At 47.2% G+C, this 26,140-nt stretch carries 27 protein-coding genes and 1 riboswitch; of the genes, 10 read left to right on the top strand and 17 right to left on the bottom strand.

Annotated elements, in window-relative coordinates:
* Positions 1 to 13 precede the first annotated feature (13 nt).
* A complete protein-coding gene (gene ahcY / locus ACIQZ3_RS01435; RefSeq protein WP_397389794.1) occupies positions 14 to 1,459 on the bottom strand; it encodes an adenosylhomocysteinase in 1,446 nt (481 codons plus the stop codon).
* A 61-nt stretch (positions 1,460 to 1,520) separates the two neighbouring features.
* A riboswitch (S-adenosyl-L-homocysteine riboswitch) is annotated at positions 1,521 to 1,632 on the bottom strand.
* Positions 1,633 to 1,710: 78 nt separating this feature from the next.
* Positions 1,711 to 2,877 (bottom strand): methionine adenosyltransferase, encoded by a 1,167-nt coding sequence (gene metK, locus ACIQZ3_RS01430; RefSeq protein WP_397389793.1) that lies wholly within the window; start codon positions 2,875 to 2,877, stop codon positions 1,711 to 1,713.
* Positions 2,878 to 3,080: 203 nt separating this feature from the next.
* On the opposite strand from metK, the gene ACIQZ3_RS01425 reads away from it, so the two are divergent.
* From ACIQZ3_RS01425 to dapF, 3 genes are read left to right on the top strand one after another with little or no spacing between them, the layout of a single operon-like run.
* Entirely contained in the window at positions 3,081 to 3,941 is an 861-nt protein-coding gene (locus tag ACIQZ3_RS01425) for a lysophospholipid acyltransferase family protein (RefSeq protein ID WP_397389792.1), read from the top strand.
* A gap of 25 nt (positions 3,942 to 3,966) precedes the next feature.
* The gene (locus ACIQZ3_RS01420) at positions 3,967 to 4,866 is read left to right on the top strand and encodes a lipid A biosynthesis acyltransferase (RefSeq protein ID WP_397389791.1); all 900 of its coding nucleotides are present in this window, start codon (positions 3,967 to 3,969) and stop codon (positions 4,864 to 4,866) included.
* A gap of 59 nt (positions 4,867 to 4,925) precedes the next feature.
* Complete coding sequence (gene dapF, locus ACIQZ3_RS01415) at positions 4,926 to 5,780, top strand: diaminopimelate epimerase (protein WP_397389848.1); 855 nt, start codon at positions 4,926 to 4,928, stop codon at positions 5,778 to 5,780.
* 21 nt (positions 5,781 to 5,801) lie between these two features.
* On the opposite strand, the gene pyrE is transcribed toward dapF, so the two are convergent.
* A complete protein-coding gene (gene pyrE, locus ACIQZ3_RS01410) occupies positions 5,802 to 6,470 on the bottom strand; it encodes an orotate phosphoribosyltransferase (RefSeq protein ID WP_397389790.1) in 669 nt (222 codons plus the stop codon).
* 8 nt (positions 6,471 to 6,478) lie between these two features.
* Between pyrE and ACIQZ3_RS01405 the strand changes: the two genes are divergently transcribed.
* A complete protein-coding gene (locus tag ACIQZ3_RS01405) occupies positions 6,479 to 7,261 on the top strand; it encodes an exodeoxyribonuclease III (protein WP_397389789.1) in 783 nt (260 codons plus the stop codon).
* Here ACIQZ3_RS01405 and ACIQZ3_RS01400 read toward each other — a convergent pair.
* The 12 genes from ACIQZ3_RS01400 to gatC all read right to left on the bottom strand — a co-directional run bounded on the left by ACIQZ3_RS01400 (position 7,254) and on the right by gatC (position 18,591).
* Positions 7,254 to 8,588 carry an AmpG family muropeptide MFS transporter gene (locus ACIQZ3_RS01400; protein ID WP_397389788.1) on the bottom strand — a complete coding sequence of 445 codons (1,335 nt, stop codon included), beginning with the start codon at positions 8,586 to 8,588 and terminating at the stop codon, positions 7,254 to 7,256. The genes ACIQZ3_RS01405 and ACIQZ3_RS01400 overlap by 8 nt on opposite strands.
* A complete protein-coding gene (gene metW / locus ACIQZ3_RS01395) occupies positions 8,581 to 9,162 on the bottom strand; it encodes a methionine biosynthesis protein MetW (protein WP_397389787.1) in 582 nt (193 codons plus the stop codon). The genes ACIQZ3_RS01400 and metW overlap by 8 nt, the downstream gene beginning before the upstream one ends.
* Positions 9,159 to 10,298: a homoserine O-acetyltransferase gene (locus ACIQZ3_RS01390; RefSeq protein ID WP_397389786.1), complete on the bottom strand. Its 1,140-nt coding sequence runs from the start codon at positions 10,296 to 10,298 to the stop codon at positions 9,159 to 9,161. Before ACIQZ3_RS01390 ends, metW begins: the two co-directional genes overlap by 4 nt.
* Positions 10,295 to 10,951 carry a nucleoid occlusion factor SlmA gene (gene slmA, locus ACIQZ3_RS01385; protein WP_397389785.1) on the bottom strand — a complete coding sequence of 219 codons (657 nt, stop codon included), beginning with the start codon at positions 10,949 to 10,951 and terminating at the stop codon, positions 10,295 to 10,297. Before slmA ends, ACIQZ3_RS01390 begins: the two co-directional genes overlap by 4 nt.
* Before the next feature lie 22 nt (positions 10,952 to 10,973).
* Complete coding sequence (gene argB / locus ACIQZ3_RS01380) at positions 10,974 to 11,876, bottom strand: acetylglutamate kinase (protein WP_397389784.1); 903 nt, start codon at positions 11,874 to 11,876, stop codon at positions 10,974 to 10,976.
* A gap of 26 nt (positions 11,877 to 11,902) precedes the next feature.
* Entirely contained in the window at positions 11,903 to 12,280 is a 378-nt protein-coding gene (gene dksA, locus ACIQZ3_RS01375) for an RNA polymerase-binding protein DksA (RefSeq protein WP_397389847.1), read from the bottom strand.
* A gap of 224 nt (positions 12,281 to 12,504) precedes the next feature.
* A complete protein-coding gene (locus ACIQZ3_RS01370; RefSeq protein ID WP_397389846.1) occupies positions 12,505 to 13,557 on the bottom strand; it encodes a CobW family GTP-binding protein in 1,053 nt (350 codons plus the stop codon).
* 64 nt (positions 13,558 to 13,621) lie between these two features.
* Positions 13,622 to 14,623: a tyrosine recombinase XerC gene (locus ACIQZ3_RS01365; protein WP_397389783.1), complete on the bottom strand. Its 1,002-nt coding sequence runs from the start codon at positions 14,621 to 14,623 to the stop codon at positions 13,622 to 13,624.
* On the bottom strand, positions 14,604 to 15,278 hold the full coding sequence (locus tag ACIQZ3_RS01360; protein ID WP_397389782.1) for a DUF484 family protein: 675 nt from the start codon (positions 15,276 to 15,278) through the stop codon (positions 14,604 to 14,606). Before ACIQZ3_RS01360 ends, ACIQZ3_RS01365 begins: the two co-directional genes overlap by 20 nt.
* A gap of 36 nt (positions 15,279 to 15,314) precedes the next feature.
* Positions 15,315 to 16,784, bottom strand: coding sequence for an Asp-tRNA(Asn)/Glu-tRNA(Gln) amidotransferase subunit GatB (gatB, locus tag ACIQZ3_RS01355; RefSeq protein ID WP_397389845.1), 1,470 nt, complete (start codon positions 16,782 to 16,784; stop codon positions 15,315 to 15,317).
* A complete protein-coding gene (gene gatA / locus ACIQZ3_RS01350) occupies positions 16,784 to 18,301 on the bottom strand; it encodes an Asp-tRNA(Asn)/Glu-tRNA(Gln) amidotransferase subunit GatA (RefSeq protein ID WP_397389781.1) in 1,518 nt (505 codons plus the stop codon). Before gatA ends, gatB begins: the two co-directional genes overlap by 1 nt.
* Positions 18,298 to 18,591 carry an Asp-tRNA(Asn)/Glu-tRNA(Gln) amidotransferase subunit GatC gene (gene gatC, locus ACIQZ3_RS01345; RefSeq protein ID WP_397389780.1) on the bottom strand — a complete coding sequence of 98 codons (294 nt, stop codon included), beginning with the start codon at positions 18,589 to 18,591 and terminating at the stop codon, positions 18,298 to 18,300. The genes gatA and gatC overlap by 4 nt, the downstream gene beginning before the upstream one ends.
* Positions 18,592 to 18,653: 62 nt before the next feature.
* Here gatC and ACIQZ3_RS01340 point away from each other — a divergent pair, with 62 nt between their 5' ends.
* From ACIQZ3_RS01340 to rodA, 5 genes are read left to right on the top strand one after another with little or no spacing between them, the layout of a single operon-like run.
* Complete coding sequence (locus ACIQZ3_RS01340) at positions 18,654 to 19,697, top strand: rod shape-determining protein (protein ID WP_397389779.1); 1,044 nt, start codon at positions 18,654 to 18,656, stop codon at positions 19,695 to 19,697.
* A 24-nt stretch (positions 19,698 to 19,721) separates the two neighbouring features.
* Positions 19,722 to 20,651, top strand: coding sequence for a rod shape-determining protein MreC (gene mreC, locus ACIQZ3_RS01335; RefSeq protein WP_397389778.1), 930 nt, complete (start codon positions 19,722 to 19,724; stop codon positions 20,649 to 20,651).
* Positions 20,648 to 21,172: a rod shape-determining protein MreD gene (gene mreD, locus ACIQZ3_RS01330; RefSeq protein ID WP_397389777.1), complete on the top strand. Its 525-nt coding sequence runs from the start codon at positions 20,648 to 20,650 to the stop codon at positions 21,170 to 21,172. The genes mreC and mreD overlap by 4 nt, the downstream gene beginning before the upstream one ends.
* 8 nt (positions 21,173 to 21,180) lie before the next feature.
* A complete protein-coding gene (gene mrdA, locus ACIQZ3_RS01325) occupies positions 21,181 to 23,088 on the top strand; it encodes a penicillin-binding protein 2 (protein ID WP_397389776.1) in 1,908 nt (635 codons plus the stop codon).
* A complete protein-coding gene (rodA, locus tag ACIQZ3_RS01320; protein WP_397389775.1) occupies positions 23,070 to 24,221 on the top strand; it encodes a rod shape-determining protein RodA in 1,152 nt (383 codons plus the stop codon). The genes mrdA and rodA overlap by 19 nt, the downstream gene beginning before the upstream one ends.
* 90 nt (positions 24,222 to 24,311) lie before the next feature.
* Here rodA and ACIQZ3_RS01315 read toward each other — a convergent pair whose 3' ends face one another.
* Both ACIQZ3_RS01315 and ACIQZ3_RS01310 read right to left on the bottom strand, forming a co-directional pair.
* Entirely contained in the window at positions 24,312 to 24,632 is a 321-nt protein-coding gene (locus ACIQZ3_RS01315) for an HU family DNA-binding protein (RefSeq protein ID WP_143742185.1), read from the bottom strand.
* Between the two features lie 76 nt (positions 24,633 to 24,708).
* Positions 24,709 to 25,074, bottom strand: a complete 366-nt coding sequence (locus ACIQZ3_RS01310) for a hypothetical protein (protein WP_397389774.1) — start codon at positions 25,072 to 25,074, stop codon at positions 24,709 to 24,711.
* Positions 25,075 to 25,237: 163 nt separating this feature from the next.
* Between ACIQZ3_RS01310 and ACIQZ3_RS01305 the strand changes: the two genes are divergently transcribed.
* Positions 25,238 to 26,140, top strand: coding sequence for an aspartyl/asparaginyl beta-hydroxylase domain-containing protein (locus ACIQZ3_RS01305; protein WP_397389773.1), 903 nt, complete (start codon positions 25,238 to 25,240; stop codon positions 26,138 to 26,140).

The following is a 26,140-nucleotide window of genomic DNA, read 5'->3' as shown; positions in this document are numbered from 1 at the left end:
AGCAAGGGGCAGATTAATAACGATAGTGGTCAGCCTTGTATGGGCCTTCCTTCGTTACGCCAATGTAAGAAGCTTGCTGATCCGACAATACAGTTAACTGTGCATTCAATGTCTTGAGCTGCAAACGAGCAACCTTCTCATCTAAATGCTTAGGCAAGGTGTAAACACCGACTGGGTATTTATCTGTGCCAACTGCATTCCACAATTCAATCTGTGCAATCACTTGGTTCGCAAATGAAGAGCTCATTACGTAAGATGGATGGCCTGTACCGCAACCGAGGTTAACCAGACGACCTTTAGCCAAGATGATGATGCGCTTCTCAGGATTGCCATTAGCTGCTGGGAAAATCACGTGATCTACTTGTGGCTTGATTTCTTCCCACTTGTATTTGTCGATACCGGCAACATCAATCTCGTTATCGAAGTGACCAATGTTACAAACAATGGCTTGGTTCTTCATCTTGATCATATGATCATGTGTAATCACATGGTAGTTACCTGTTGCAGAAACAAAGATGTCTGCCTTATCTGCAGCGTAATCCATTGTCACAACACGATAACCTTCCATTGCCGCTTGCAATGCGCAGATTGGATCCACTTCAGTAACCCAAACTTGAGCAGACAAGGCGCGCAAGGCTTGAGCTGAACCCTTACCTACATCGCCGTAACCACAAACTACTGCAACCTTACCGGCAACCATCACGTCAGTAGCGCGCTTGATTGCATCAACTAAAGATTCGCGGCAACCATAGAGGTTGTCGAACTTGCTCTTAGTAACAGAGTCGTTTACGTTGATTGCTGGGAACTTCAAATCGCCTTTAGCGAACATCTGATAGAGACGATGCACACCAGTAGTGGTTTCTTCAGTTACGCCTTTTACTTTTTCTAAACGTGTGGAATACCAAGTTGGATCATGAGCCAATTTCTTTTTAATCGCTGCAAACAAAATGGTTTCTTCTTCGCTAGTTGGGTGATTCAAACAAGCTTGATCTTTTTCAGCGCGTGCGCCGAGATGCAACAACAAAGTCGCATCGCCACCGTCATCCAAAATCATGTTGGTGAAACCGCCATCAGCCCACTCAAAAATACGGTGGGTGTAATCCCAATACTGCTCGAGGGTTTCGCCCTTGATCGCAAACACTGGTGTGCCATTTGCAGCAATCGCTGCAGCAGCATGATCTTGTGTGGAGAAAATATTGCAAGATGCCCACTGCACTTCAGCGCCGAGAGCTTCAAGCGTCTCGATCAATACTGCAGTTTGAATGGTCATGTGCAATGAACCGGTAATACGTGCACCACGTAATGGCTGCTGTGATGCGAACTCGTCACGAATCGCGATGAGACCTGGCATTTCAGTTTCAGCAATGGCGATTTCTTTACGGCCAAAGTCAGCCAAGGAAATATCGGCAATAGCGCAACGGGTTGCTACAAAGTTGTTTAAATCGGAAACGGTACTCATGAATGCTCCAGCTAAATACGATCCAATGCTGGAGTAGAAACTCGCTAGCCATTGAATCATGGGTTAGCGAGCGCAGTTGCAATTAGCAAACTCTGGGGTTACCTAGGAGTCCACTCCCTTCAAGCCTGGGGAAACACTGATTCTCAGTATTCCTTGCAACGCTCCTTGAAGGTATGGCGAAATTGTAATCAATTTCGCCATATTTCGCCTCAATACAAAACAAACTGCAAATTTACTACCTAGAAAGCAGATTACAAGCCAGCAGCTGCACGCAATGCAGGCGCCTTATCGCACTGCTCCCAAGTAAATTCCGGCTCCTCACGACCAAAGTGGCCATAAGCAGCAGTCTTGCGATAAATCGGACGCAAGAGGTTCAACATCTTCACGATGCCTTTTGGACGCAAGTCAAAGTGCTCAGATACCAATTGCGCAATCTTCTCATCGGAGATCTTGCCAGTACCAAAGGTGCTCACCATGACTGAAGTTGGCTTGGCCACACCAATCGCGTAAGAGATCTGAATCAAGCACTTGCTTGCCAAACCAGCAGCAACTAAATTCTTCGCTACATAACGACCAGCGTAAGCAGCCGAACGGTCAACCTTTGATGGATCCTTGCCTGAGAACGCGCCGCCACCGTGGGGAGCCGCGCCGCCGTAGGTGTCCACAATGATCTTGCGACCTGTCAGACCACAATCGCCTTGCGGGCCGCCGATAACAAATCGACCTGTTGGGTTTACCAAGAAGTTAATCGCGCCTTTAATTAAATGCTTTGGCAATACTGGTTTAATGATTTCTTCGATCACTGCTTCGCGCAATTTCTCGAGAGAAATTTCTTCATCATGTTGTGTGGAGAGAACCACGGTATCGATTGAGTCAGGCTTGCCATCCACGTAACGTAAGGTCACTTGGGACTTTGCATCTGGGCGCAACCAGTTCAAACGGCCATCACGGCGCAGTTGAGACTGACGCTCCACCAAGCGGTGTGACAAATGAATTGGCAAAGGCATGAGCTCTGCAGTTTCGTCACAAGCGTAACCAAACATCAAACCTTGGTCACCAGCGCCTTGATCTAAACCGTCGTCATGCGCCTTGTCTACGCCCTGAGCGATGTCAGGACTTTGCTTGTCATAAGCAACCAACACAGCACAGCCTTTGTAATCAATGCCGTAGTCAGTGTTGTCGTAACCAATTTCACGCAAAGTGTTGCGAGCCACTTGGATGTAGTCCACATTGGCGTTCGTTGTGATCTCACCAGCCAAAACTACTAAGCCGGTATTGCACAAAGTTTCCGCAGCAACGCGCGCAGTTGGGTCCTGAGCCAGGATGGAATCCAGGATGGCATCAGAAATTTGGTCTGCTACTTTATCGGGGTGACCTTCAGAAACGGATTCTGAGGTGAAGAAGTAATCATTTGCCATTGCATATTCCTTTAAAAATTAACACGATCTAAGGGACAACTCGACGTGCCAGGAACTACAACGGCGACGCTTTAGCAGAATTTATGAATCGCCCTGCAAGTTGCCTTAACTCAGCGATACATGAATTCTATCTGAAAAATGCCATATTCATTAAGCAACCCAGGAAATCTGGCCCTATCGCCCGCATTGAATATCATTAGAGGGTGCGCAAACTCCTTCTCAAGCTAATCCTCGCCGCAATAGCGGTATTGCCCTTATTCCTAGTTCAGGTGATTGGGGCTACTTTAGGGGTGCTGGCCTATGTCGGCTCCAAGCAATATCGATCACTTTTCCGCCCTCAATATGAGGCGGTTGTTAAAAGCCATCGTTTGCCCCTGCAAATCTGGCGAGCGGCGGCTGCCTCAGGACAGCTCTTCTCAGACAGTCTATGGATTTGGCGTAATCCAGCCAAAGCCCTCAAGCTAGTCGAGGTGCAAGACTGGGATATCGTCGAGACAGCCATTAACGAAGGTCATGGCTTAGTCATGCTTACTCCACACCTCGGTGGCTTTGAAATCATTCCTCGAGTCTTGGCTCTACACTTCCCAGCCACCATCCTCTATCGCCCATCACGCCAAGAATGGCTCAATGAAGTGGTGGAAGAGGGTCGCGCCTACCCCAATATGCATTTCGTGCCCACCAATCTGCATGGCGTTCGTCAAATGACGCGTGCACTGACACGTGGGGAAGCTATTGGCATTCTTCCAGATCAAGTCCCGAGCGGCGGTGAAGGTGTTTGGGTGCCCTTTTTCGGGCGCCCCGCCTATACAACCCCACTTCCCGCTCGCTTAGCCAATCGCAACAACACGCCGGTTGTGATGTTTACCGCCAAACGCAAAGGCCTTGGCAAAGGCTGGCTCATGCAAGCCAAGAGACTAGAGCCGCTTTCTGAAGACTCCATCCTTGCGGCCACCGAGCTCAATGTTGCAATTGAGAATGCAATCCTAGTTGCGCCCAATCAATTCATCTGGGCCTATAACCGCTACAAACATCCCAGCGGAGCAGAATTACCGCCAAGCAATTAGTTAATAAATTTATAATTTATTCAACATGGCCTGGTTACAAAACGTTTTTAATTTTCTAGCGCTGAGCTTATTGCGTCTATTTGCATTTCTACCCTATACCTTCACCATTTACATTGGCTATGGTCTCGGCTGGTTAGCAGCGCACATACCTAATGAACGTACAAAGGTTGTTAAAACCAACTTGCTCCTGTGCTTTCCCAATCTGAGTGAAGATGAAATTGATGTACTTGCGCTAGAGCACTGGAAATTATTTGGACGCAGTGTAATTGAAAGAAGTCGGATTTGGCTCGGTAGCGGAAAGCAGATCACTGACATCGTCACGATTAACTCCGCGATTACGCTGGGCGATCGCAAGCCACGACTCTTAATCAATCCTCACTTTGTAGGACTCGAGGGTGGCTTCATGGCACTTTCTGTTTTGGCTAGTCAGCATGATTGGCCGCGTGGTGCTGGCCTATATCAAAACATGAAGAACCCATTCTTTAATCAAAAGATGATTGAATGGAGAAATCGTTTTGGGGGCAAATCGATTGAGAGGCAAAGTCGCTTGCGTGATTTGATTCGGGAAATTCAAACGGGTAACCTTATTTTTATTGCGCCTGATATTGATCTCGGTCCACGCGACTCTGTTTTTGTTCCATTCTTTGGAATCCAAACCAATACGATCACTTCTGTCTCACGCTTAGCCAGACTCAGTGGTGCAGAAGTTTGTCTCATGACTACCACCTTGAATCCGAATCGCAAAGCTTATACCTGCAACATTAGCGCACCACTTCCCAACTTTCCAACGGATGATGTGGAAGCCGATACCGCACGCTTGAACAAATACATCGAAGACCTTGTTAGAGAAAGGCCGGCGGAGTACTATTGGGTACACAAACGCTTTAAACATCGGCCAACCGGTGAACCGAGTCTTTACAAATAATTGGAATTCTTTTGAGCACGAATTTAAACAAGCCTGCACGCACATTGTGCTTCACCAAAATGCATGGTGCTGGTAATGATTTCATTGTGCTCAATGGCATTGATCAAGATCTCAGCGCTATCACTCGTGAGCAGTGGCAAAAACTAGCTCATCGCCAATTTGGTATTGGTGCCGATCAAATTCTGCTCGTTGAGAAAGCTACGCGTCCTGATGCAGATTTTCGTTATCGCATCTTTAATGCGGATGGCGGTGAAGTTGAGCAATGCGGCAACGGCTCACGTTGCTTCGTTCGCTTTGTGCTCGACCAAGGCCTTTCTACAAAGAATCCCTTACGCGTAGAAGTGGCGCATACCGTTCTCACCTTGAGATCTCATGATGATGGTCAGGTGGAAGTAGATATGGGCGCACCGATTTTTGAGCATAGCCAAATCCCTTTCAATGCAAGCGGCTTAGCAAGTAAGCAAGAGTTCCACGAAGTGCTCTACGCCCTGCCTATTGCGAAGCCCGCTACACACGACAGCTGGATTGGCGTGGTGTCGATGGGCAATCCCCATGCAGTGCAGGTAGTAGGCGATGTTGATAGCGCACCCGTACTCGAAGAAGGCCCATCAATTGAAAAGGATGTGGCATTTCCAAAAAGAGTAAATGCTGGTTACATGCAAATCCTCAGCCGCAATGAAATCAAGTTGCGCGTATTCGAACGTGGTGCCGGTGAGACGCTTGCTTGCGGCACTGGCGCATGTGCAGCTGTGATCTCCGGCATTCGTCGTGGCTTACTTGACTCCCCTGTCAAAGTGCACACTCGTGGCGGCGATTTGCAAATTGCTTGGGGCGGTATGATCAATGAAGTTGCTCAGTCCGTCACCATGACCGGGCCGGCGATTACCGTGTTCGAAGGTGAAACAACAATCTAAAGGGCGGAGCTGCTCTTTAGATTAAATGCCGTATTTCTCGCGATAAGCTTTTACAGCTGGCAAGTACGTTGTTAACTCCGGATTGCTTGAAGCGGTCAAGAAAGACATTACATCAGCTAAGTTCGCAATTGCCACTACCGGCAATCCAAACTCTTGTTCAACAGCCTGCACTGCAGACTTGTCGCCAATCTCTGTTGCAGTACCTGATTTCTCCATACGATCCAGGGCAATTAATACTGCTGCCGGTTCGGCACCTGCATCCCGGATGAGTTTTACAGACTCTCGCACCGAGGTCCCAGCAGAAATCACATCATCAATGATCACCACTTTACCTTTTACTGGGGCGCCCACCAATGATCCGCCCTCACCGTGGTCTTTGGCTTCTTTGCGGTTATAGGCATAAGGCACATTACGGCCAGCATCGGCCAAAGCAATTGCGGTGGTGGTGGCCAAGGTAATGCCCTTATATGCGGGGCCATAGAGCATGTCGTAATAGAGGCCAGACTCTTGCAGGGCTTTGGCGTAATAACGACCCAAGGCGCTTAAGCGTGCGCCATCATTAAATCCACCCGCATTGAAGAAATAAGGGGAAAGACGTCCAGCTTTAGTTTTAAACTCCCCAAACGACAAAACATTTGCCTCTAGGGCAAATTGAATAAAGTTATCTTGATTAGAATTTTTTGAGCTCATAGGCCTATATGTTACGCATCATTTCTGCCAACCTCAACGGCATCCGTTCAGCGGTTAAAAAAGGCTTTATGCCTTGGGTTGTAAAACAAAAGGCCGACTTTGTCTGCATGCAAGAGCTCAAGGCTCAACAGGACGATTTGGAAGATGTCATCCTCAATCCAGATGGCCTGCACGGCTTCTTTCATCATGCCGAGAAAAAGGGTTACAGCGGTTGTGGCATCTACACCCCCCACAAGCCTGATGAGGTGCTCTATGGCCATGGTAACGAAGAATTCGATGCTGAGGGACGCTATGTAGAAGCTCGATTCAAGAAGTTGTCAGTAATCTCGGTATATATGCCCTCAGGCTCAAGCTCGCCAGAAAGACAGGAGGCTAAATATCGCTATCTCGATTCTTTCTTGCCGCACCTAGTAGAACTCAAAAATTCAGGGCGCGAGATTGTGCTGTGTGGGGACGCGAATATCGCCCACAATGAGATTGATCTTAAGAACTGGAAAGGTAATCTCAAGAACTCGGGCTTTTTACCTGAAGAGCGTGCTTGGCTGACAAACCTATTTGGCAAAGTCGGCTACGTAGACGTCTACAGAAAATTAGAGCCGGAGGCGACTGAGGCCTGCTACACCTGGTGGAGTAATCGTGGTCAAGCTTATGCAAAGAACGTGGGCTGGCGCATCGACTATCACATCACCACCCCAGGGATTGCGGCAAGCGCAAAAAATACTGCTGTGTATAAAGATGAGCGCTTCTCAGATCACGCTCCACTCACAGTGGATTACGACTGGTCTATTTAGCGACCTGAGAATCGTGCTTTTTAAATTCAACCACTTTGAAATGAATAGTGAGCCAAACCAAAATTAATACTGGCGCACCAATAATTGCGGTGCTAATAAAAAAGTTTGAATAGCCAAAGTTATTTACAAAGACGCCCGAGAATCCAGCTAACCACTTTGGTAATAAGAGCATCATCGAGCTAAACAATGCGTACTGGGTTGCAGAGTACTGAATGTTTGTCAGCGCCGACAGGAACGCAATGAAAGCGGCTGAAGCAATTCCGGAGCTCAGGTTATCTGCAGAGATTACCCAGATCAAGCCATGTAAGTCATGACCCTGGGTGGCAAGCCAAGCAAATAACAGATTGCTGACAGCCGATAAAATCGCACCTAAAAATAAAATGCGCATCACTCCGAAGCGCAATGTGAGCACTCCGCCAAGGAAAGCGCCGACTAATGTCATCACAACGCCAAAGACTTTACTAACTGCTGCCACCTCATCTTTGGTGTAACCCATATCCACATAAAACGGATTGGCCATGATGCCCATCACCACATCACTAATACGGTAGATGGCAATTAAGGACAAAATCAAAATAGCGTGCCAACCATAGCGTTTAATAAAGTCTGCAAATGGCTCAATCAAAGTTTGATGGAGCCATGCTTTTGCATTACGGGCTTTTGCAAGCTCAATGCGAACAGGCTCTCTACTTAACAAGGTAGTGATCACGCCCACACTAATCGAAAGCGCCATACAAAAATAGGCAAATTGCCAGGCAGCAGGATCATAGCCGGCAGTACCTGACTCAGCACGGGCGGCTAACCAAAGAACACCGGCGCCAGCCCAAATTAAAGCGAGTCGATATCCTGTTTGATATGTAGCGGCTAATGCTGCCTGATGATCGCTATCTGCAGACTCAATCCGAAAAGCATCTAATGCAATGTCTTGAGTTGCAGAACCAAAGGCAACCAGGAGTGCGCACCACACAATCGGCGTGAGCTGAACCTTGGGGTCAATGCTAGCCATACCCACCAAACCCAGAACAATCAACAACTGTGCAAAGAGAAGCCAGCTACGCCTTCTGCCAAATAAAGTGGATAACAGGGGAATGGATAGACGATCGACTAAAGGTGCCCACATCCACTTAAATGCGTAGATCAAGCCAACCCAAGTGAGATACCCAATAGTGCTGCGATCAATGCCAGCCTCTCTTAGCCAAAAGCTCAAAGTTCCTAAAATCAGTAGCAGGGGTAGACCTGCGGAGAAGCCCAAGAAGAGCATTCGGAGACAAGGCCATTCGAGATAAACCCGAAAATCTTTCAGCCAGGACTCAATCGTACTAAGCACGTCGAACGCGGAACAGCGCTAGGCTTCCAAAAAGATTAGGCATCAAAGTAACCTGGCGACCCTCATGCAAGATGCATTGATCCAAAATTTGCAATCCTAAGCTTGAGGCTAGCTTTTCAAAATCAGCTACTGTGAGCACGCGCACGTTAGGTGTGTTGTACCACTGATATGGCAAGCTCTTAGAGACAGGCATGCGACCAAAGCCAACTGCTAGACGATGAGACCAATGGCCAAAGTTTGGGAAAGAAACAATGGACTCCTTCCCAACCCGAACCACTTCACGCAAGATCTTTTCAGTTTCGTGAATCGTTTGCAGCGTCTGGGAGAGCACTACCGTATCAAAGCTATTGTTCTCAAAGAGCGCTAAGCCCCCTTCAAGATTTTGCTGAATGACGTTCAAACCCTTTTGAGCGCAAGAAAGTACGCGCGCATCATCAATTTCAACTCCGTAAGCATGAACAGGCTTTTTCTTTTGCAAATACTCTAAGAAGCTACCATCCCCACAACCGAGATCAAGCACTTCACTATTAGACGCAATCCAGTTCGCTATTGCAGCAAAGTCTGCGCGCTTCATGATTTAGCCTCTAGCATTTGTTCGAAATAAGCACGAATCAGATTGTGATAACGAGGATCATTCAACAAGAAAGCATCATGCCCGTGTGGTGCATCAATCTCTGCATAACTCACTTCACTCTTATTGCTGAGCAAAGATTCCACAATCTCGCGACTGCGATTTGGTGGAAAACGCCAATCTGTAGAGAAGCTCACAACTAAAAACTTGGCTTGCACTTCGGCTAAGGTGCGATTGAGACTTCCTTCGTAACGACGAGAGGGATCAAAATAATCTAACGCCCTGGTAATCAGCAAATAGGTGTTGGCATCAAAGTAAGTGGAGAACTTATCGCCCTGATGGCGCAAATAACTTTCAACTTCAAATTCGACATCAAAGCTAAAACGATAGTCTTGAGATTCACCGTTAGGCCTTTGCAGCTCGCGCCCAAATTTTTCTGCCATGTCATCATCAGATAAATAGGTGATATGCCCAACCATGCGAGCCAGCTTTAAACCACGCTTTGGCACCACGCCATGCTCGTAGTAATTGCCGCCATAAAAATCTGGGTCGGACAAAATGGCATTACGCGCTACTTCATTAAAGGCGATGTTCTGCGCACTCAGCTTTGGTGTAGATGCAATGACCAAGCAATGTGCAAGGCGTTTTGGAAACTGAATTGACCAAGCCAATGCCTGCATACCGCCCAAGCTTCCTCCCATTACCGCAGCAAAACGACGAATGCCCAGCTTATCAGCCAAGCGTGCCTGAGTGTTGACCCAATCCTCTACCGTAATCACCGGGAAGTCTGCGCCATAAGGCTTACTGGTGGCTGGATTGATACTCATTGGACCAGTAGAGCCAAAACAAGAACCTAAGTTGTTGACGCCAATAACAAAGAAGTGATCAGTATCAACCGGCTTGCCCGGACCAATCATGTTGTCCCACCAGCCAATATCGCTTGCATCATCTGGGTTGGGACCGGCTACATGGTGTGATGCATTCAAAGCATGACAAACCAGTACGGCATTACTTTTATCAGCATTGAGTTTGCCGTAAGTTTCAATAACTAAATCGTAGCCCGATAAGATGGCGCCACTTTGCAAAGGCAAGGGCTCGGCAAAGTGGATGGTGTTTCTAAAGAGGTGTAGCTCGCTCATTCGGACAGAAGAATGCGAAGACTAATATCAGACGCTTCAGTTGGAAGCTTCTTAAAGCCACTGCGAGCAAAACGATGCCAGCGGCCCAAGACATAACTCATTAACATCGCCGCGCGAATGCTTACTTCATCTTGAGACACGTTTGCCCATGCGCCGCCCTGAGTTTGCGCAATGCGCAATGCCTGCTTTAAAGAGGCTTCTACGCGATCAAGCACCTGGGTAATCCGCTCTTGCAAACGGTCATCCTCTTGCAATAAAGCATCGCCCAAAAGGACGCGAGTCATGCCGGGATTTTTTTCTGCGAAAAATAAAAGCATCTGCAAAATACCGCGAGCTTGAGCAAGCCCAGACCCTTCCTTCTGATTAATCTGATTAATCAGACCAAAAACTGTTTGCTCGATAAAAGCAATCAAGCCTTCAAACATCTGCGCCTTACTAGCGAAATGTCGATAGAGGGCTGCTTCTGAAACTTGAATTTTTGCAGCTAACGCTGCAGTAGTTACACGCTCACCCTTAGGGTTTTGTAACATCTCAGCCAATACTTGCAAGATCTGGAGGCGTCGCTCGCCAGGGCGCGAACGCTTACGTGTCTTACCCTCTTCGGCAGCTGTCTCTTCGATCTCTGATGCAGTAGGGCCTAAGGAATCACGCATGTATATATCTCTTGTTCAACTCTTAGCGAGAGCGAATCATTGTTCCAAACGCTTGCTCTGTCAGAATCTCTAACAATAAAGAGTGCTCGATTCGTCCATCAATAATGTGAACTGAATTCACACCACTCTTTGCCGCATCCAATGCAGAGGAAATCTTTGGCAACATTCCGCCAGAAATCGTGCCATCAGCAAATAGGCCATCAATTTCACGCGCAGTGAGGTCTGTTAAGAGCGTACCGTTTTTATCCATCACGCCAGGAATATTCGTCATCATGACCAATTTCTCTGCATGCAAAATTTCTGCCATCTTGCCAGCAACCAAGTCAGCGTTGATGTTGTACGCCTGGCCTTCTTCGCTAAATCCAATAGGGGAAATCACCGGAATAAAAGCGTCGTCTTGCAATGCTTTAACCACCGCCGGGTTAATTGCTTCGATCTCACCTACAAAACCTAAATCAATCGTTCCGCCAACCTTCTTCTCATCAGCAACCAACATTTTCTTCGCACGAATCAAGCCGCCATCCTTACCAGTCAAGCCAACAGCCTGACCACCAAAGTGGTTAATCAACATCACGATGTCTTGTTGCACTTCGCCGCCGAGAACCCACTCCACTACCTCCATGGTTTCTTCGTCAGTTACGCGCATACCTTGAATAAAGGTGCCGGTCTTGCCAATCTTTTTGAGAGCCTCATCAATTTGCGGCCCACCACCGTGAACGACTACGGGGTTCATACCAACCAGCTTCAGTAAGATGACATCGCGCGCAAAACTTTCTTTGAGGCGCTCTTCAACCATCGCATTCCCGCCGTACTTAATCACGATAGTCTTACCGTGATAAGCACGAATGTAAGGCAAGGCTTCAGCCAAAATCTCTGCCTTCAGTAAAGGAGAGATTTCGCTAATAGATGGGGATTGCTTTGTCATTGCTACTTTTTTATTTGATCTGGAAATTAATCGCCAAACAACTTTTGACGAAGCTCACGACGCTCTTGTGCCTCAAGAGAAAGATTGGCTGTTGGGCGTGCAATTAAACGGTTTAAACCAATCGGCTCACCAGTTTCTTCGCACCAACCGTAATCACCAGACTCAATACGAGCCAAAGCCTGCTCTACTTTTTTCAATAGCTTGCGCTCACGATCACGTGTGCGCAACTCAAGAGCGTGCTCCTCTTCAATCGTTGCACGATCCGCGGGATCAGGAACCAAAATGTTTTCACGCAAATGCTCTGTAGTCTCAGAAGCATTTTTCAAAATATCGTCTTTTAAAGTCAGAAGCTTTTGACAGAAAAAATCAAGTTGAGCTGCATTCATATAGTCCTTTTCGGACATCTTGAGCAATTCAACCTCTGCTAAAGGATCACCTTTAACAGCCTTTGCACTTGCAGCCTTACTAGGCGCTTTTGCTGTAGCCGTAGATTTCGTTGGTGTTTTTGCCGTCATTTCATTCTTTCCATGGATCTAAACCATTATTACTTCATTCTGCCAAACTTTTACCGCCCTTTTGCCAATATTTACCAATATTGACCGTGGCGGCGGATTGTACTTGATATTTCCTAGGCCAAACAGCCTTCAAGCCCAGCCAGCAGGGTGTTTTTAGGTAAATCGATGCCAATAAAGACCATCCGCGTTTGCTTCGGTTCGGTACCCCATAAACCAGCCATATCGCTCCCCATCATCTGATGGACGCCCTGGAGCACGACTTTTCGGTTAGTTCCCTTCACATAGAGGACGCCTTTGTAGCGCAGCATCTTCTCTCCGAAGACCTCCAAAATGCCCCCCAGGAAGTCCTCCAATTTTTTATGGTCAAAGGGTTTATCACTACGAAAAACGAAGGATTTGATGCGGTCTGTATGGCCCGCATGGCCATGGTGATCGTGACTATGGTCATGCCCACAAGTGCTGTGATCATGGTGATCGTGGCTACAAGTAGCGTGGTCATGATCATCTTGCCCCAAGAAGTGAGGGTCAATATCGAGCTTCGAATTCAAGTTAAAGCCCTTGAGATCCAAAACGGCATCCAAAGGAACCACTCCTTTAGAAATACCCTGAATTGGGGCGCGGGGATTCATGTGCATTAATCGGTTGCGCAAGGCATCCACTTCGGCAGGCGCTACCAAATCGGTCTTGGTGATGAAGATTTGATCAGCAAAGCCTACTTGGCGTTGCGCTTCTTCATGCTCAGTCAGCTGTTGTGGGCCGTGCTTGGCATCCACAAGTGTGACCACCGCATCCAACACGTAATGATCCGCAACATCATCATCCATAAAGAATGTTTGCGCTACTGGCCCTGGATTAGCCACACCAGTAGTCTCGATCACTACGCGATCAAAGCTAATCTTTTTATCTTTGCGCTGCTCCCACAATGAATTGAGTGCCTCAACTAGATCACCACGAATCGTGCAGCAAATACAGCCATTACTCATTTGCACAATGTTCTCTTGATTGTCTTGAACCAAGATGTCGTTATCGATATTATCTTCGCCGAACTCGTTTTCAATCACGGCAATTTTTTTGCCATGATCTTCAGTCAAGATATGTTTGAGCAAAGTCGTTTTGCCGCTGCCTAAAAAGCCCGTGAGAATTGTTACTGGAATTAACGCCATTATTGATCCATTCAAAATCTATAAGTACATTTCCCCAAATGGGAAACCTTCTATCTTACCGAGTTCCTCAGGCTTTGCCAGCCTTTGCGCGAGGATGGGCTTTATCGTACGCCTGCGCTAGGTGCTGAAAATCCAAAGAGGTATAAATCTGAGTACTAGCAATGCTGGCATGACCCAGCATCTCCTGCACTGCCCGCAAGTCTTGGGACGATTGCAGGACATGACTGGCGAAGCTGTGACGCATCATGTGCGGGTGCACATGGGTTGGCAGCCCAGCCCTCATTGCCAAAGTCCGTAGGCGTGCCTGCACCGTCCGAGGAGATAGTCTGGTACCTGTAGCTGAAATAAATAAGGCAATAGAAACATCAGCCTGCTCAGACTGATCTCTTAACTCCCGCCAAGCTTTGAGAGTGTTCATGGCTGGCCCACCAATGGGGACTGAGCGGCGCTTGCCACCTTTACCTAAAACCGTTACTTCTGCAGCATCCCAATCCAACCATCCAGCAGATTCCTGTTGGCGATCTTTGCTTTGCATCACATCAATACCAAGAAGCTCTGATAAACGAAGGCCCGAGGAATACAGCAAATCGATGATCGCTGCGTCACGCACAGTCTCTAGATCTTTTTTTTCTTCGGCCTCTTTTACGGCTTGATTTACTAAAGAGAGTGCCTGCTCGACCGAAAGCGCTTTAGGCAAAGACTTCAAACGTTTGGGGGCCTTTACATCATCAACAGGATTAGCCGCTAGCTTTGCGGTCACCCTTCCCGCCTGCGCATCACGACGGGCATCTTTCTCAGTCAACCAGTCATACCAACCTCGCCAAGCAGATAGCGCTCTAGCAATGGTGCGCGATGACTTTCCTTTGGAGTGCAAGCGACCAGCCCAACGGCGCACATGAGCATTAGTGACCTTGAACAACTCAACAGCATCATCTGCTGCTAATGACTGAAGCTCGCCAAGATCCATGCGATACGCTTTAAGCGTATGCGGTGACAGCTGCCTTAATACATGCAGCTCGTGCAAGTACTCCTGCACTAGGAGATGAAGATCAGCCGGTGCTTGGCTCATAAGCCTGGATACGATCCAAAGCTGCAGCAGTGAGTTCAGCAATTTGACGTAGATAGAACGCGCCCATATCTGCAGTAAAACGAGATTCGTCTTTGCTTGCTAACAACAGCACTGCTGGCGATTGGACTGCACCAATACTTTTACCTAATGGCAAGCCAATAGCCACCATGCTTTGCCACTCAGGATCAATGCTCACTTGGGTTACCAACAAATCCACACTCGCCGCAGCCAGCTCTTTTGCTGAGCCACAAAGCGGTGTATCAATCCAAGAACCAAATGCCGCATTAGGCGATAGTAGTTGTGCCGATTCCACTTCAAACACTTCCGCCAATCCAGCAGTCACCGCAGACTCCACATCCGCCTTTGTGTTTGCACGCATCAGACGTAACAACCAAGCAACTAGACTTTGCTGTGTCTTGTCATTGCGACTACCAAAGTGCAGCATCTCGCTGAGACGACGATTGAGTTCTTGGTTCTGAGTGCGCAATAAAGTCATCTGACGCTCCTGCAAGGAGATCGCGCGATCTTCATGCGGATGTTTCAAGCGAATTTCATTTAAGAGGCTGGCATAGCGCTCAAAAAACCCCGGTGTAGCACGTAACCACTCCGCCACCAATTCTTCTTGTTCGGCTTGCTTAGGATCGATTGCACTCATCTATGTCTTTCTCGCTTATTTTCTGATTTCATTTTTTTAGCTTAGCTTTTTACGGAGCAGCTCATTTACTTGACCTGGATTCGCCTTGCCTTGCGAAGCTTTCATGATCTGGCCCACCAAGGCGTTGAAAGCCTTTTCTTTACCAGAGCGGAACTCTTCAACAGACTTCTCGTTGGCCGCCAAAACCTGATCAATCATGGCTTCAAGCTCACCACTATCGCTAATCTGCTTCAAGCCTTTGGCGTCAATTACTTGATCAACAGTGCTAATGATTTTGCCGGCGATAGCCTCTTCCCACAAAATTGCAAAGATATCTTTTGCGATCTTGTTAGAGATAGTGCCATCTGCAACACGAGTCAATAGTGGCGCCAAATGCTCTGCCTTTAAAGGCGCATCTGCAGTAGCAATACCAGCACGATTCAGTGATGAGGCAAACTCACCCGCAATCAGATTGGCCGCAGCTTTTGCCAGCGGCTTACCAACGATTGCTAAAAGCGCCTCAAATACTGTTGCAGTATCTCGATCTTGTGTAAGAAGTTGCGCATCGTAAGCGCTCAAGCCGAATTCGCCTTGCCATTGCTCCCGAAGCTGTGCCGGTAAAGCTGGCATCTTGCTTCGTACATCAGCAATCCATGCGTCATCAATCACAACTGGTAATAGATCCGGATCCGGGAAATAGCGGTAGTCGTTTGCATCTTCTTTGCTGCGCATACTGCGTGTTTCTTGACGATCAGGATCGTACAGGCGTGTTTCTTGCACTACTTTGCCGCCATCTTCAATTAATTCAATTTGACGACGCACTTCATATTGAATCGCTTCTTCCAAAAAGCGGAAGGAGTTTAAGTTCTTGATTTCGCAACGGGTGCCAAATTCTTTTTGACCTACAGGCCGAACAGACACGTTAGCATCGCAACGGAAAGAGCCTTCTTGCATGTTGCCATCGCAAACACCCAACCACACCACCAATGTATGCAGTGCTTTTGCATACGCAACTGCTTCTGCAGCGCTGCGCATCACTGGCTCAGTGACAATTTCTAGTAATGGTGTGCCGGCACGATTTAAGTCGATGCCACTGGATGCTTCGCCATGAGGGCCTAAGAAGCCCTCTTCATGAACTGACTTACCTGCGTCCTCTTCCATGTGGGCGCGCGTGAGCTCAACTACTTTGACTTGATCGCCAACCAGTATTTCCAAATGACCGCCAACGACTACAGGGAGATCCATCTGACTAATTTGGTATCCCTTTGGTAAGTCGGGATAGAAATAATTCTTGCGCGCAAAAATACTCGCTGGAGAAATCTTCGCGCCCACAGCCAAACCAAAACGAATGGCATGCTCAACCGCTTGGCGATTTAATACCGGCAAAACACCCGGCAAGGCTAAATCGACTGCGGAGGCCTGTGTATTTGGACTCGACCCAAAGTGGGTGCTTGCGCCACTAAATATTTTTGATTGTGTTTGTAGCTGCGCGTGGGTCTCTAGGCCAATAACGATTTCCCATTGCATCATGCCACCTCGCTTGCTTGACGCAAATGCCAGTCACTATTTTGCTGATATTGGTGCGCCACTTGAAGTAAGCGCGCTTCAGAAAAATAATTACCAATGAGCTGCATACCTATAGGTAGCTTGCTTGAATTAAATCCGCAAGGAACGCTCATCGCCGGCAGTCCCGCTAAATTAGTTGAGAGCGTGTAAATGTCCTCTAAATACATCTGTACTGGATCTTTTGATTTTTCACCTAGGCGCCATGCAACATCAGGTGCAACTGGGCCCAAGATCACATCGCACTTTTCAAATGCCGCCTGAAAGTCAGATGCAATGATGCGGCGAATTTTTTGAGCTTGTAAATAGTAGGCATCGTAATAGCCGTGACAAAGCACATAGGTACCCACCAAGATCCGACGCTTTACCTCTGCACCAAAACCTTCGGTGCGAGACTTTTTATACATGTCGGATAAATCACGATATTCATTTGCTCGGTGTCCATAACGCACTCCATCAAAGCGGCTCAAATTACTGGAGGCTTCGGCTGGAGCTAAAACGTAATACACTGGGATGGATAACTTAGTCTTAGGAAGACTTACTTCAAGCAACTCTGCGCCCAAATCTTGCAAGGCTTTTGCTGCGGCATTGACGGCATTAGCCACTTCTTGCGCAAGGCCTTCCGCGAAGAATTCTTTTGGCAAGCCAATGCGTAAGCCTTCTAAAGGTTTTGCTGGATTGGAGCTACCCTCTTTCCACGGCTGAGTGAGGAAACGACCGTAGTCCTCCCCAGAATCTGCCAAAGAAGTGGAGTCACGTGGATCATGGGAAGACATTGCTGATAGTAACAAAGCGCAGTCTTCTGCGGTCTTGCCCATTGGGCCAGCCTGATCCAATGAAGAGGCATAAGCAATCATTCCGTAGCGAGAAACGCGCCCGTAACTAGGCTTGATCCCAGTTAGCCCACAAAAAGCAGCTGGCTGACGTATGGACCCACCAGTATCTGTGCCTGTCGCAATCGGAGCCAACCCTGCAGCTACTGCCGCTGCAGAACCTCCAGAAGAACCACCTGCAACATATTCTGAATTCCAGGGATTGAGAACGGGTCCATAGGCTGAATTTTCATTGGAGGAGCCCATTGCAAACTCATCCATATTGGTCTTGCCAAGGCAAACCATGCCCGCACCATTGGGATTAAGTTCATCCGGAATTCCAAGATTCGCGACTACGGTGGCATCAAATGGGCTAAGGTAACCCTCGAGCATTTTGGATGCTGCAGTGGACTTCCAGCCACGGGTTACAAAGACATCTTTATGGGCAACAGGGATGCCCGTCAATTTTCCAGCCTTCCCGGAAGCAATAATTTTGTCTGCTTTGGATGCCTGCCCTAAACTTAAGTGAGCACTTACATCAAGATATGCATTCCAGTGCTTTCCGGCCTCAATGCGGTCTAGAAAATACTTTGTCAGCTCGGTGCTAGAGACCTCTTTAGCAGCCAAGGCTTTGGCCATTAAGGCGATGGGGGTTTGGTGCCAACTCATTCGATCACCCGCGGAACTAAGAAGTAGCCAGCCTGCACAGCAGGGGCAGACTGCATGTTTTCGGCGCGATGGTCAGCTTCAGTCACTGCATCACTACGCAGGGGTTGCGCCAAATCACGCAAAAAGAGGATGGGGTGAGCCAAAGGGGCAAGGCCGCTTGTATCGACGGCCTGCATCTCCTGAACCAGGGCAAAAACTGCCTGTAATTGGGGCAAAACTGCCTCGGCTTCTGCCTGACTTAACTCAAGGCTGGAAAGGTGCGCAATGCGCTGGACATCATCAAGTTTCATGGGGCGCTAGAGTATCATTCCTATATATATTTTTTAACACTTACTTATTTTCCCACTACATCATGTTTGGTTTTTTCCGCAGCTACTTTTCTAATGACCTGGCCATCGACCTAGGTACCGCCAACACCTTAATTTACATGCGTGAACGGGGTATTGTGCTTGATGAACCGTCAGTCGTGGCAATTCGCACTGCAGGCGGCCCAAATGGCAAAAAGACCATTTTGGCGGTTGGAAAAGAAGCAAAAGCCATGTTGGGTCGTGTTCCTGGAAATATTGAGGCTATTCGCCCTATGAAAGACGGCGTTATTGCCGATTTCACGATTACAGAGCAAATGCTCAAGCAATTTATCAAAATGGTGCACGAGAGCAAGCTTTTAAAGCCTAGTCCACGCATCATCATTTGCGTTCCTTGCGGATCTACCCAAGTTGAGCGTCGCGCAATTCGTGAATCTGCTTTGGGTGCAGGCGCATCACAAGTATTTTTGATTGAAGAGCCAATGGCTGCTGCAATTGGTGCAGGTCTGCCAGTTTCTGAAGCGGCTGGTTCGATGGTTGTTGACATCGGCGGCGGCACAACTGAAGTTGGCGTCATGTCATTGGGCGGAATGGTTTACAAAGGCTCTGTTCGTGTTGGTGGTGATAAGTTTGATGAAGCAATCACTAATTACATCCGCCGCAACTACGGCATGTTGATCGGCGAACAAACTGCTGAGTTAATTAAGAAAACTATTGGCTCTGCATTCCCAGGTCAAGAAGTTCGCGAGATGGAAGTAAAGGGTCGCAATCTTTCTGAAGGTATTCCACGTAGCTTCACTGTGACAAGTAATGAAGTACTCGAAGCCTTGACTGACCCGTTGAATCAAATCGTGACTGCAGTAAAGGCAGCCTTAGAACAAATTCCTCCCGAGCTTGCCTCCGACATCGCCGAACGCGGCATGATGCTGACCGGTGGTGGCGCGCTATTGCGTGACCTCGATCGCTTACTGCTCGAAGAAACTGGCCTTCCTATTCATGTTGCAGAAGATCCCCTCACTTGCGTCGCTCGTGGTTGCGGTATTGCTTTAGAGCGCATGGATAAGTTGGGCGGCGTGTTCTCTCAAGAGTAATTGACCTAAGCGTCGATTAGGGAATTGCAACATAGCGCCCCCCCTCTTTTCAGACAAGGCGTTCCGGCTTTAGTCAAACTGATTGTCTGTCTATCGATCAGCATCGCATTGATGTTGATCGATTTTCGCTTTAAGGCGCTTGATCCGATTCGCAGTAACGTCAATTGGATATTGCGCCCGCTAGAGTATGCGATGATGATGCCGCGCAATGCGTATGAAGCGACATCAGAATATTTCACAAGTCGCGGAACGCTCGACAAAGAAAATCAAGAAATGAAAGTGCGTCAAGCAGAGCTCTCTTTACTTGCAAACCAATCTGAATTTCTTCTTGTAGAAAATCAAAATCTACGTCAGCTAATGGATTTACAAAAGCACGTTCCATTTAAAACATTACCAGTAGAAATTTTATTTAATCCACCCAATCCAATTTCTCAGCGCATTGTGATTAATCGTGGGAGCGACGATGGCCTGAAGCTGGGCAACCCCATTGCAAATGACTCCGGTATCTTAGGCCAAGTAGTGCGCATTTACGATCGCTCTGCAGAAGTCTCTTTACTAGAAGATCGTGACTTTGCGGTATCAGTTCAGGTAGCTCGCAATGGCTTAAGAGCAGCAGTATTTGGTGCGGGGCGCGGCAACCCGCTTGAACTTCGCTATCTTCCTGTGGCCAGCGATTTAGAAGTGGGTGATGTACTCATTACCTCAGGCATTGATGGCATTTACCCGCCCGGCTTTGCGGTGGCAGTAATCAGCCGCATTGAACGTAATGCCGACAAAAACTCCTCAAATGTATTTTGCGTACCAGTTGCAGCGGTGAATCGCTACCGCCAAGCTTTAGCCCTGCTTTACGATCCACAGTGGGATGCAAAAGCATCAACAGCCACTAGCAAGCCTGGTGCGCCACTAACCAATACTCCGGGTCGCCGTCAAACTCGTGCGCGAGGCATGCAATGATCGATTTTCAAAGCGGCTACATTCTGCGCCCGGTGAATCCGGTCTTTATTTATTTCAGCTTGTTTTGCGCCCTGCTGTTAAATCTTCTGCCAATTGGTAATTACGGCTGGGTGCCAGACTGGCTCATTATTTGCATCGTGTTCTGGAACATCCATCAGCATCGCTATGTTGGCGTCATCATCGCCTTCATTCTTGGACTCTTGATGGATGTCCACAATTCTGATTTGCTAGGTCTTCATGCTTTTAGCTACTCATTGGTCGCCTACCTTGCCATCTCTTGGCATCGTCGGATCATCGCCTTAACAGTTCTAACGCAAGCCCTGCATCTTTTGCCCATCTTCTTATTAGTTTCATTGTTTCCAGTGCTAGCTCATTGGCTATTAAGTGGTGAGGTGCATTGGTGGGCCCTAACTGGCGCCATTCAGGCTTTGATTGAGGCATTGCTATGGCCCGTGGCAACACGCATCTTGTTGTCGCCTCAACGTCGCCCCATTGACGTTGATCACAATCGTCCAATTTAGAGGGCGGCATGGTTTCGTTTAAAAAACCAGATCTCGACTCGTTTCAAGGGCGCATTCATATTGCGACTCTATTTGTTACCTTCTGCCTCTTATTATTAATTACACGACTGGTATGGCTACAGCTCGTGAGCTATGGCAAATATGCCTTATTGGCTGAGAATAATCGCATTGCCCTTGTACCCGCCCCAGCGAATCGGGGTCTGCTGATAGATCGCAATGGCATTGTCATTGGCAGAAACTATTCAGCGCTGACCTTGGATGTGAATGCCGAAGAAGTTAAAGGCAATGTGGATGAACTCATCGACGAGCTGTCTCAAATTGTGCTGATTTCGCCGCGAGATCGCCGAAATTTCAAGCGCTCCCTGGAAGATTCTCGAAAAATGGGCACTTTTCCACTTAGATCGATGCTTACTGAGGCTGAAACAGCCCGATTTATGGCCAATCGCTACCGATTTCCTGGAGTTGAGATCCGCGCCCGCAGTTTTCGAGAGTACCCATACAACGAATTAGCCTCCCATTTAATTGGCTATATCGGACGCGTATCTCAAAGAGATAAAGAGAAAATGCAGGCGGAAATTGATAGCTCCAAAGTAGATGATCCAGATGCACTACAGACTTCTTTTTTGCCGGGCATTCAGTACGTTGGCAAGATTGGATTAGAGCAAAGCTATGAAACGGTTCTTCGTGGAGTGCCAGGCTACGATCAAGTAGAAATTACCGCAGGCGGTAAACCTGTACGAACACTCTCTAGCTCGCCATCAGTGCCTGGAAAAAATGTAGTGCTATCAGTTGATATCAAACTGCAATATTTGGTTGAACAACTTTATGGAAATTTCCGCGGCGCATTCGTAGCGATTGAACCTGAGACTGGTGACATCTTGGCATTTGTATCCAAGCCCAACTTTAATCCAAACGATTTCGTAGAGGGCATTGATTCAGTGACGTGGAAGGAGCTGAACGACTCCCCGCAAAAGCCGCTATATAACCGCCCACTTAAAGGCATCTACCCACCGGGGTCAACATACAAACCATTTATGGCGCTTGCTGCTTTAGAGACCAAAAAGCGCACACCGTCACAAACCATTTCAGATCCAGGTTATTTTGATTTTGGAAATCATACTTTCCGTGATGATAAAAAAGGTGGGCACGGCATTGTTGATATGCAAAAGTCAATCGTTGAATCTTGCGATACCTACTACTACATGTTGGCGCGAGATATGGGCGTCAACATGATGCATGACTTCATGAAACCATTTGGCTTTGGGCAAATTACCGGCATCGACTTACAGGGCGAATCTAAAGGTGTTCTGCCATCTACGGAGTGGAAGAAAAATACCTTCAAGAAACCAGAGCAGCAAAAATGGTACGAGGGAGAAACAATTTCTCTTGGAATCGGTCAAGGCTATAACGCATTCACCATTTTGCAGTTGGCACATGCCATGGCGAATATGGCGAATAATGGCATCGTGATGAAGCCACACTTAGTAAAAGCGATTGAAGACCCATTCACAAGAAATCGCACACTCGCTACGCCCAAAGAAAGTTATCGCATTGATCTTGTTCCGGAGAATATTGAGGTAGTTAAGAAGGCCATGGTTGAGGTAAACAACTCTGGAACCTCTGCCTCTGTTTTTAAAGGCGCCGGTTATCAAGTGGGCGGAAAGACTGGAACGGCACAAGTATTTAGCTTGAACTCGAAAGAATATAAACATGGTGCTACTGCAGAATTTTTACGCGACCATGCTTTGTATATTGCCTTTGCTCCCGCAGAAAAGCCAACCATCGTCATTGCAATGGTCGTTGAGAATGCTGGATTCGGCGCACAGTATGCTGCACCGATTGCCAGGAAGGCGCTAGATTTTTATCTTGAAGGCAAATGGCCTAAGGAGGTTCCCGAATGGAAAAGAGCGCCATAACAAAAACTAAAGCAATATTTCTTAGTATTTTTAGCGGTTTAGATCGCCAGCTGGGCCTTATTTTACTTGGCTTGGTGGCAGTTGGTTTTATTACCTTTTTATCCGCAAGCCAAAATACGCCCGTTCGCTTTGAAGATGAGTTTCGTAACCTAGCGCTTTCATTTGCCGTCATGTGGATCGTCTCTCGTATTCCACCAAAATGGTTAGAGATGGCTGCAGTATGGATTTATGGAATTGGGGTCGCCCTGCTGATTGCAGTCGCTGCATTTGGATTAATTAAAAAAGGCGCGCGACGTTGGCTCAATATTGGTTTCGTGATTCAACCTTCTGAGCTCATGAAAATTGCAATGCCTCTCATGCTGGCCTGGTACTTTCAAAAACGTGAGGGACTACAAAAATCTTGGGACTATGGGGTGGCGACAATCATCCTTGTTATTCCGGTATTCCTGATTGCACGTCAACCCGACCTGGGTACGGCACTCTTAGTTTTTGCTGCGGGTATGTACGTGATTATTTTAGCGGGACTACCTTGGAAATGGATTCTTCCATTTGTTGGTCTTGGCGCTTTTGGCATTATCTTGATCATTATTTTTGGCAATATGATTTGCGCACAGGATGTTATTTGGCCATTCGTTCATGACTATCAAAAACATCGGGTTTGCACTTTGCTCGATCCTAGCAGCGACCCCCTTGGAAAAGGTTTTCATACAATTCAGTCAATGATTGCAATTGGCTCTGGAGGATTTTTTGGCAAAGGCTGGTTCCAGGGTACGCAAGCGCATCTTGAATTTATTCCAGAAAAACATACTGACTTTGTCTTTGCTGTTTTCTCTGAAGAATTTGGCCTATTAGGCAACCTAGTCTTACTGGCACTTTTCTTCGCTCTAATTAAACGTGGCCTAGCTATCTCTGCTAGCGCACCCAATCTTTTTACGCGACTACTAGGTGCATCAGTGACGCTAATTTTCTTTACCTACGCATTCGTCAATATCGGCATGGTAAGCGGCCTATTGCCTGTTGTAGGCGTTCCATTACCCTTCATCAGCTATGGAGGCACTGCTTTAGTAACGCTGGGATTTGGTGCCGGGATTTTGATGAGCATTCATCGACATCGACGTTTAGTGCAAAGCTAAAATTAGATCGGGCAATCACGCAAGATTACAGCGCTATCTCTCTAGAAAAAAAGCCCGGCATGCCAGGCTTTTTCATCAACAAAGCAAGAATTACTTCTTACGCTTGTTAACTGAATCTTTAAATGCTTTACCAGCAGAAAACTTAACAGTTTTAGCAGCAGCAATTTTGAGTGGCTCGCCAGTTTTTGGGTTACGACCCATACGTGCAGCGCGCTTACCAGAAGCAAAAGTACCGAAACCGATCAGCTGTACTGAGTCGCCTTTAGTAACAGCTTTAATGATTTGCTCAATAGCAGAATTCAATGCAAATTCAGCTTTGGCTTTTGAGATCTCAGCGTCGTCAGCAATCGCTGCGATTAGTTCTGCTTTGTTCAAGTGAAGCTCCTTATAGATATTGATATCAGCGCACATTGCGCTGATATGATTTTAACCACAAAAAATTACAAAAATAAAGCTGCGTCACAGCAAATTTTTTTATTGCCGCTTTTTACTCTTCTATAACTGCCACATCAGATACAAAATACTCGGTATCGCCAAAACAGCTTGTAGGCAACCCAATGTGCTGATCATATTTAAGGGCGACTTTTTTACCCAAATTGGCATTAATTTTTTGCGCCACAGCATCTTCACGCACTGTAAAGAAGAATTTTTCTGACATAGTTCCCGGCATTGAAACCATGGCTAATTCGCCTTCCCAAGTTTTACATACATAACCTCGGTTGGAAAATTTCTGGACATATCCGGCACGCTCCCCGCTGCCATAGCTCCAATTGAGCATAATCCAGGTATATGCCGCTAAACTGGCCAAGCCAATCAATACAAGGCTTAAAAGCCATTTTACGAATCCATTCATGTGGTTTTCCTTAACAAATCATCTCTGCAGCCCTAAATAGGTGCATTCATAGCGGTCCGTTTTGACCCCAATCAACATTTGAGCATATTCATTATAAAAATAGGGATGAAATGACGCTCCATACAAATTAAAATACTAGCGTTAACGCTATCTGGTAAATCTTATGGAACTACGCCACATCGTCTTTTTGATCTTTGTTGTCTCAGCCGTTTATGTCTACTTCAGGGGTAAAGTCCGATTTGGCGTAGTGCGCTCACTTACAGACTACCAAGTTCTTTTGGCGCCAGTTAACACTCTCCTCTACCTGTTCTCGAAAACTAAGGCTGGGGCATTTATCCCAGTTGCAGACTTTCCTGAGATGAAACCCCTCCAAGATAATTGGCAGATCATCCGCGATGAAGCACTTGCTTTAAACGCAGATGGCGCAATCGCTGCTGCTACGGGATATAACGATATTGGATTTAACTCCTTTTTTCGGACGGGTTGGAAACGCTTTCACCTCTACTGGTATGGCAAAGAAATGCCATCTGCACAAGTCCAATGTCCTAAAACTGTCGCCCTCCTCATATCGATCCCCTCGATCAAGGCCGCGATGTTTGCCTCATTACCCCCAGGGGCAACGCTAGTACGCCATAGAGACCCTTATGCAGGCTCGCTGCGCTATCACATCGGCCTCGTCACCCCAAACGATCCCAAGTGCTTTATTGATGTAGATGGGGAGCGGTATTTCTGGAAAGATGGCGAACCAGTCATGTTTGATGAAACTTATATTCACTACGCAGCCAATGAGACGGATTATCAGCGCATTGTCTTGTTTTGCGATGTGGAGCGCCCAGTTCACACTAAATTGGTGCAATTATTCAATCACTGGTTTGGGCGCTACATAATGAGTGCCGCCTCCTCCCAAAACGTTGAAGGAGAGAAGGTAGGGTTTGTAAACATCCTATTCAAGTACTTTTATCACCTAAGGGCGCAGGCAAAAAAGCTCAAAGCAAAACATCGCAGCGTTTATTACATCGGAAAATGGGTTTTGATTTTAGGAATTCTCTGGGCTATCTTTTGGTAA

Origin of the sequence: Polynucleobacter sp., assembly GCF_044342855.1 — a bacterium.
GTDB lineage: Bacteria > Pseudomonadota > Gammaproteobacteria > Burkholderiales > Burkholderiaceae > Polynucleobacter.
This window is presented reverse-complemented; position numbering and strand designations above follow the sequence as displayed.

Bases quoted from the DNA above. Each gene is read 5' to 3' on its own strand.
- dksA (WP_397389847.1), bottom strand. From the start codon at position 12,280: ATGTCCGAAAAGGACTATATGAATGCAGCTCAACTTGATTTTTTCTGT.
- ACIQZ3_RS01405 (WP_397389789.1), top strand. From the start codon at position 6,479: ATGTTACGCATCATTTCTGCCAACCTCAACGGCATCCGTTCAGCGGTT.
- ahcY (WP_397389794.1), bottom strand. From the start codon at position 1,459: ATGAGTACCGTTTCCGATTTAAACAACTTTGTAGCAACCCGTTGCGCT.
- ACIQZ3_RS01310 (WP_397389774.1), bottom strand. From the start codon at position 25,074: ATGAATGGATTCGTAAAATGGCTTTTAAGCCTTGTATTGATTGGCTTG.
- mreD (WP_397389777.1), top strand. From the start codon at position 20,648: ATGATCGATTTTCAAAGCGGCTACATTCTGCGCCCGGTGAATCCGGTC.
- slmA (WP_397389785.1), bottom strand. From the start codon at position 10,951: ATGCGTGATTCCTTAGGCCCTACTGCATCAGAGATCGAAGAGACAGCT.
- gatA (WP_397389781.1), bottom strand. From the start codon at position 18,301: ATGAGTTGGCACCAAACCCCCATCGCCTTAATGGCCAAAGCCTTGGCT.
- mrdA (WP_397389776.1), top strand. From the start codon at position 21,181: ATGGTTTCGTTTAAAAAACCAGATCTCGACTCGTTTCAAGGGCGCATT.
- ACIQZ3_RS01365 (WP_397389783.1), bottom strand. From the start codon at position 14,623: ATGAGCCAAGCACCGGCTGATCTTCATCTCCTAGTGCAGGAGTACTTG.
- pyrE (WP_397389790.1), bottom strand. From the start codon at position 6,470: ATGAGCTCAAAAAATTCTAATCAAGATAACTTTATTCAATTTGCCCTA.
- ACIQZ3_RS01420 (WP_397389791.1), top strand. From the start codon at position 3,967: ATGGCCTGGTTACAAAACGTTTTTAATTTTCTAGCGCTGAGCTTATTG.
- metK (WP_397389793.1), bottom strand. From the start codon at position 2,877: ATGGCAAATGATTACTTCTTCACCTCAGAATCCGTTTCTGAAGGTCAC.
- ACIQZ3_RS01390 (WP_397389786.1), bottom strand. From the start codon at position 10,298: ATGAGCGAGCTACACCTCTTTAGAAACACCATCCACTTTGCCGAGCCC.
- gatC (WP_397389780.1), bottom strand. From the start codon at position 18,591: ATGAAACTTGATGATGTCCAGCGCATTGCGCACCTTTCCAGCCTTGAG.
- argB (WP_397389784.1), bottom strand. From the start codon at position 11,876: ATGACAAAGCAATCCCCATCTATTAGCGAAATCTCTCCTTTACTGAAG.
- ACIQZ3_RS01360 (WP_397389782.1), bottom strand. From the start codon at position 15,278: ATGAGTGCAATCGATCCTAAGCAAGCCGAACAAGAAGAATTGGTGGCG.
- dapF (WP_397389848.1), top strand. From the start codon at position 4,926: ATGCATGGTGCTGGTAATGATTTCATTGTGCTCAATGGCATTGATCAA.
- metW (WP_397389787.1), bottom strand. From the start codon at position 9,162: ATGAAGCGCGCAGACTTTGCTGCAATAGCGAACTGGATTGCGTCTAAT.
- rodA (WP_397389775.1), top strand. From the start codon at position 23,070: ATGGAAAAGAGCGCCATAACAAAAACTAAAGCAATATTTCTTAGTATT.
- ACIQZ3_RS01340 (WP_397389779.1), top strand. From the start codon at position 18,654: ATGTTTGGTTTTTTCCGCAGCTACTTTTCTAATGACCTGGCCATCGAC.
- ACIQZ3_RS01305 (WP_397389773.1), top strand. From the start codon at position 25,238: ATGGAACTACGCCACATCGTCTTTTTGATCTTTGTTGTCTCAGCCGTT.
- gatB (WP_397389845.1), bottom strand. From the start codon at position 16,784: ATGCAATGGGAAATCGTTATTGGCCTAGAGACCCACGCGCAGCTACAA.
- ACIQZ3_RS01315 (WP_143742185.1), bottom strand. From the start codon at position 24,632: ATGTGCGCTGATATCAATATCTATAAGGAGCTTCACTTGAACAAAGCA.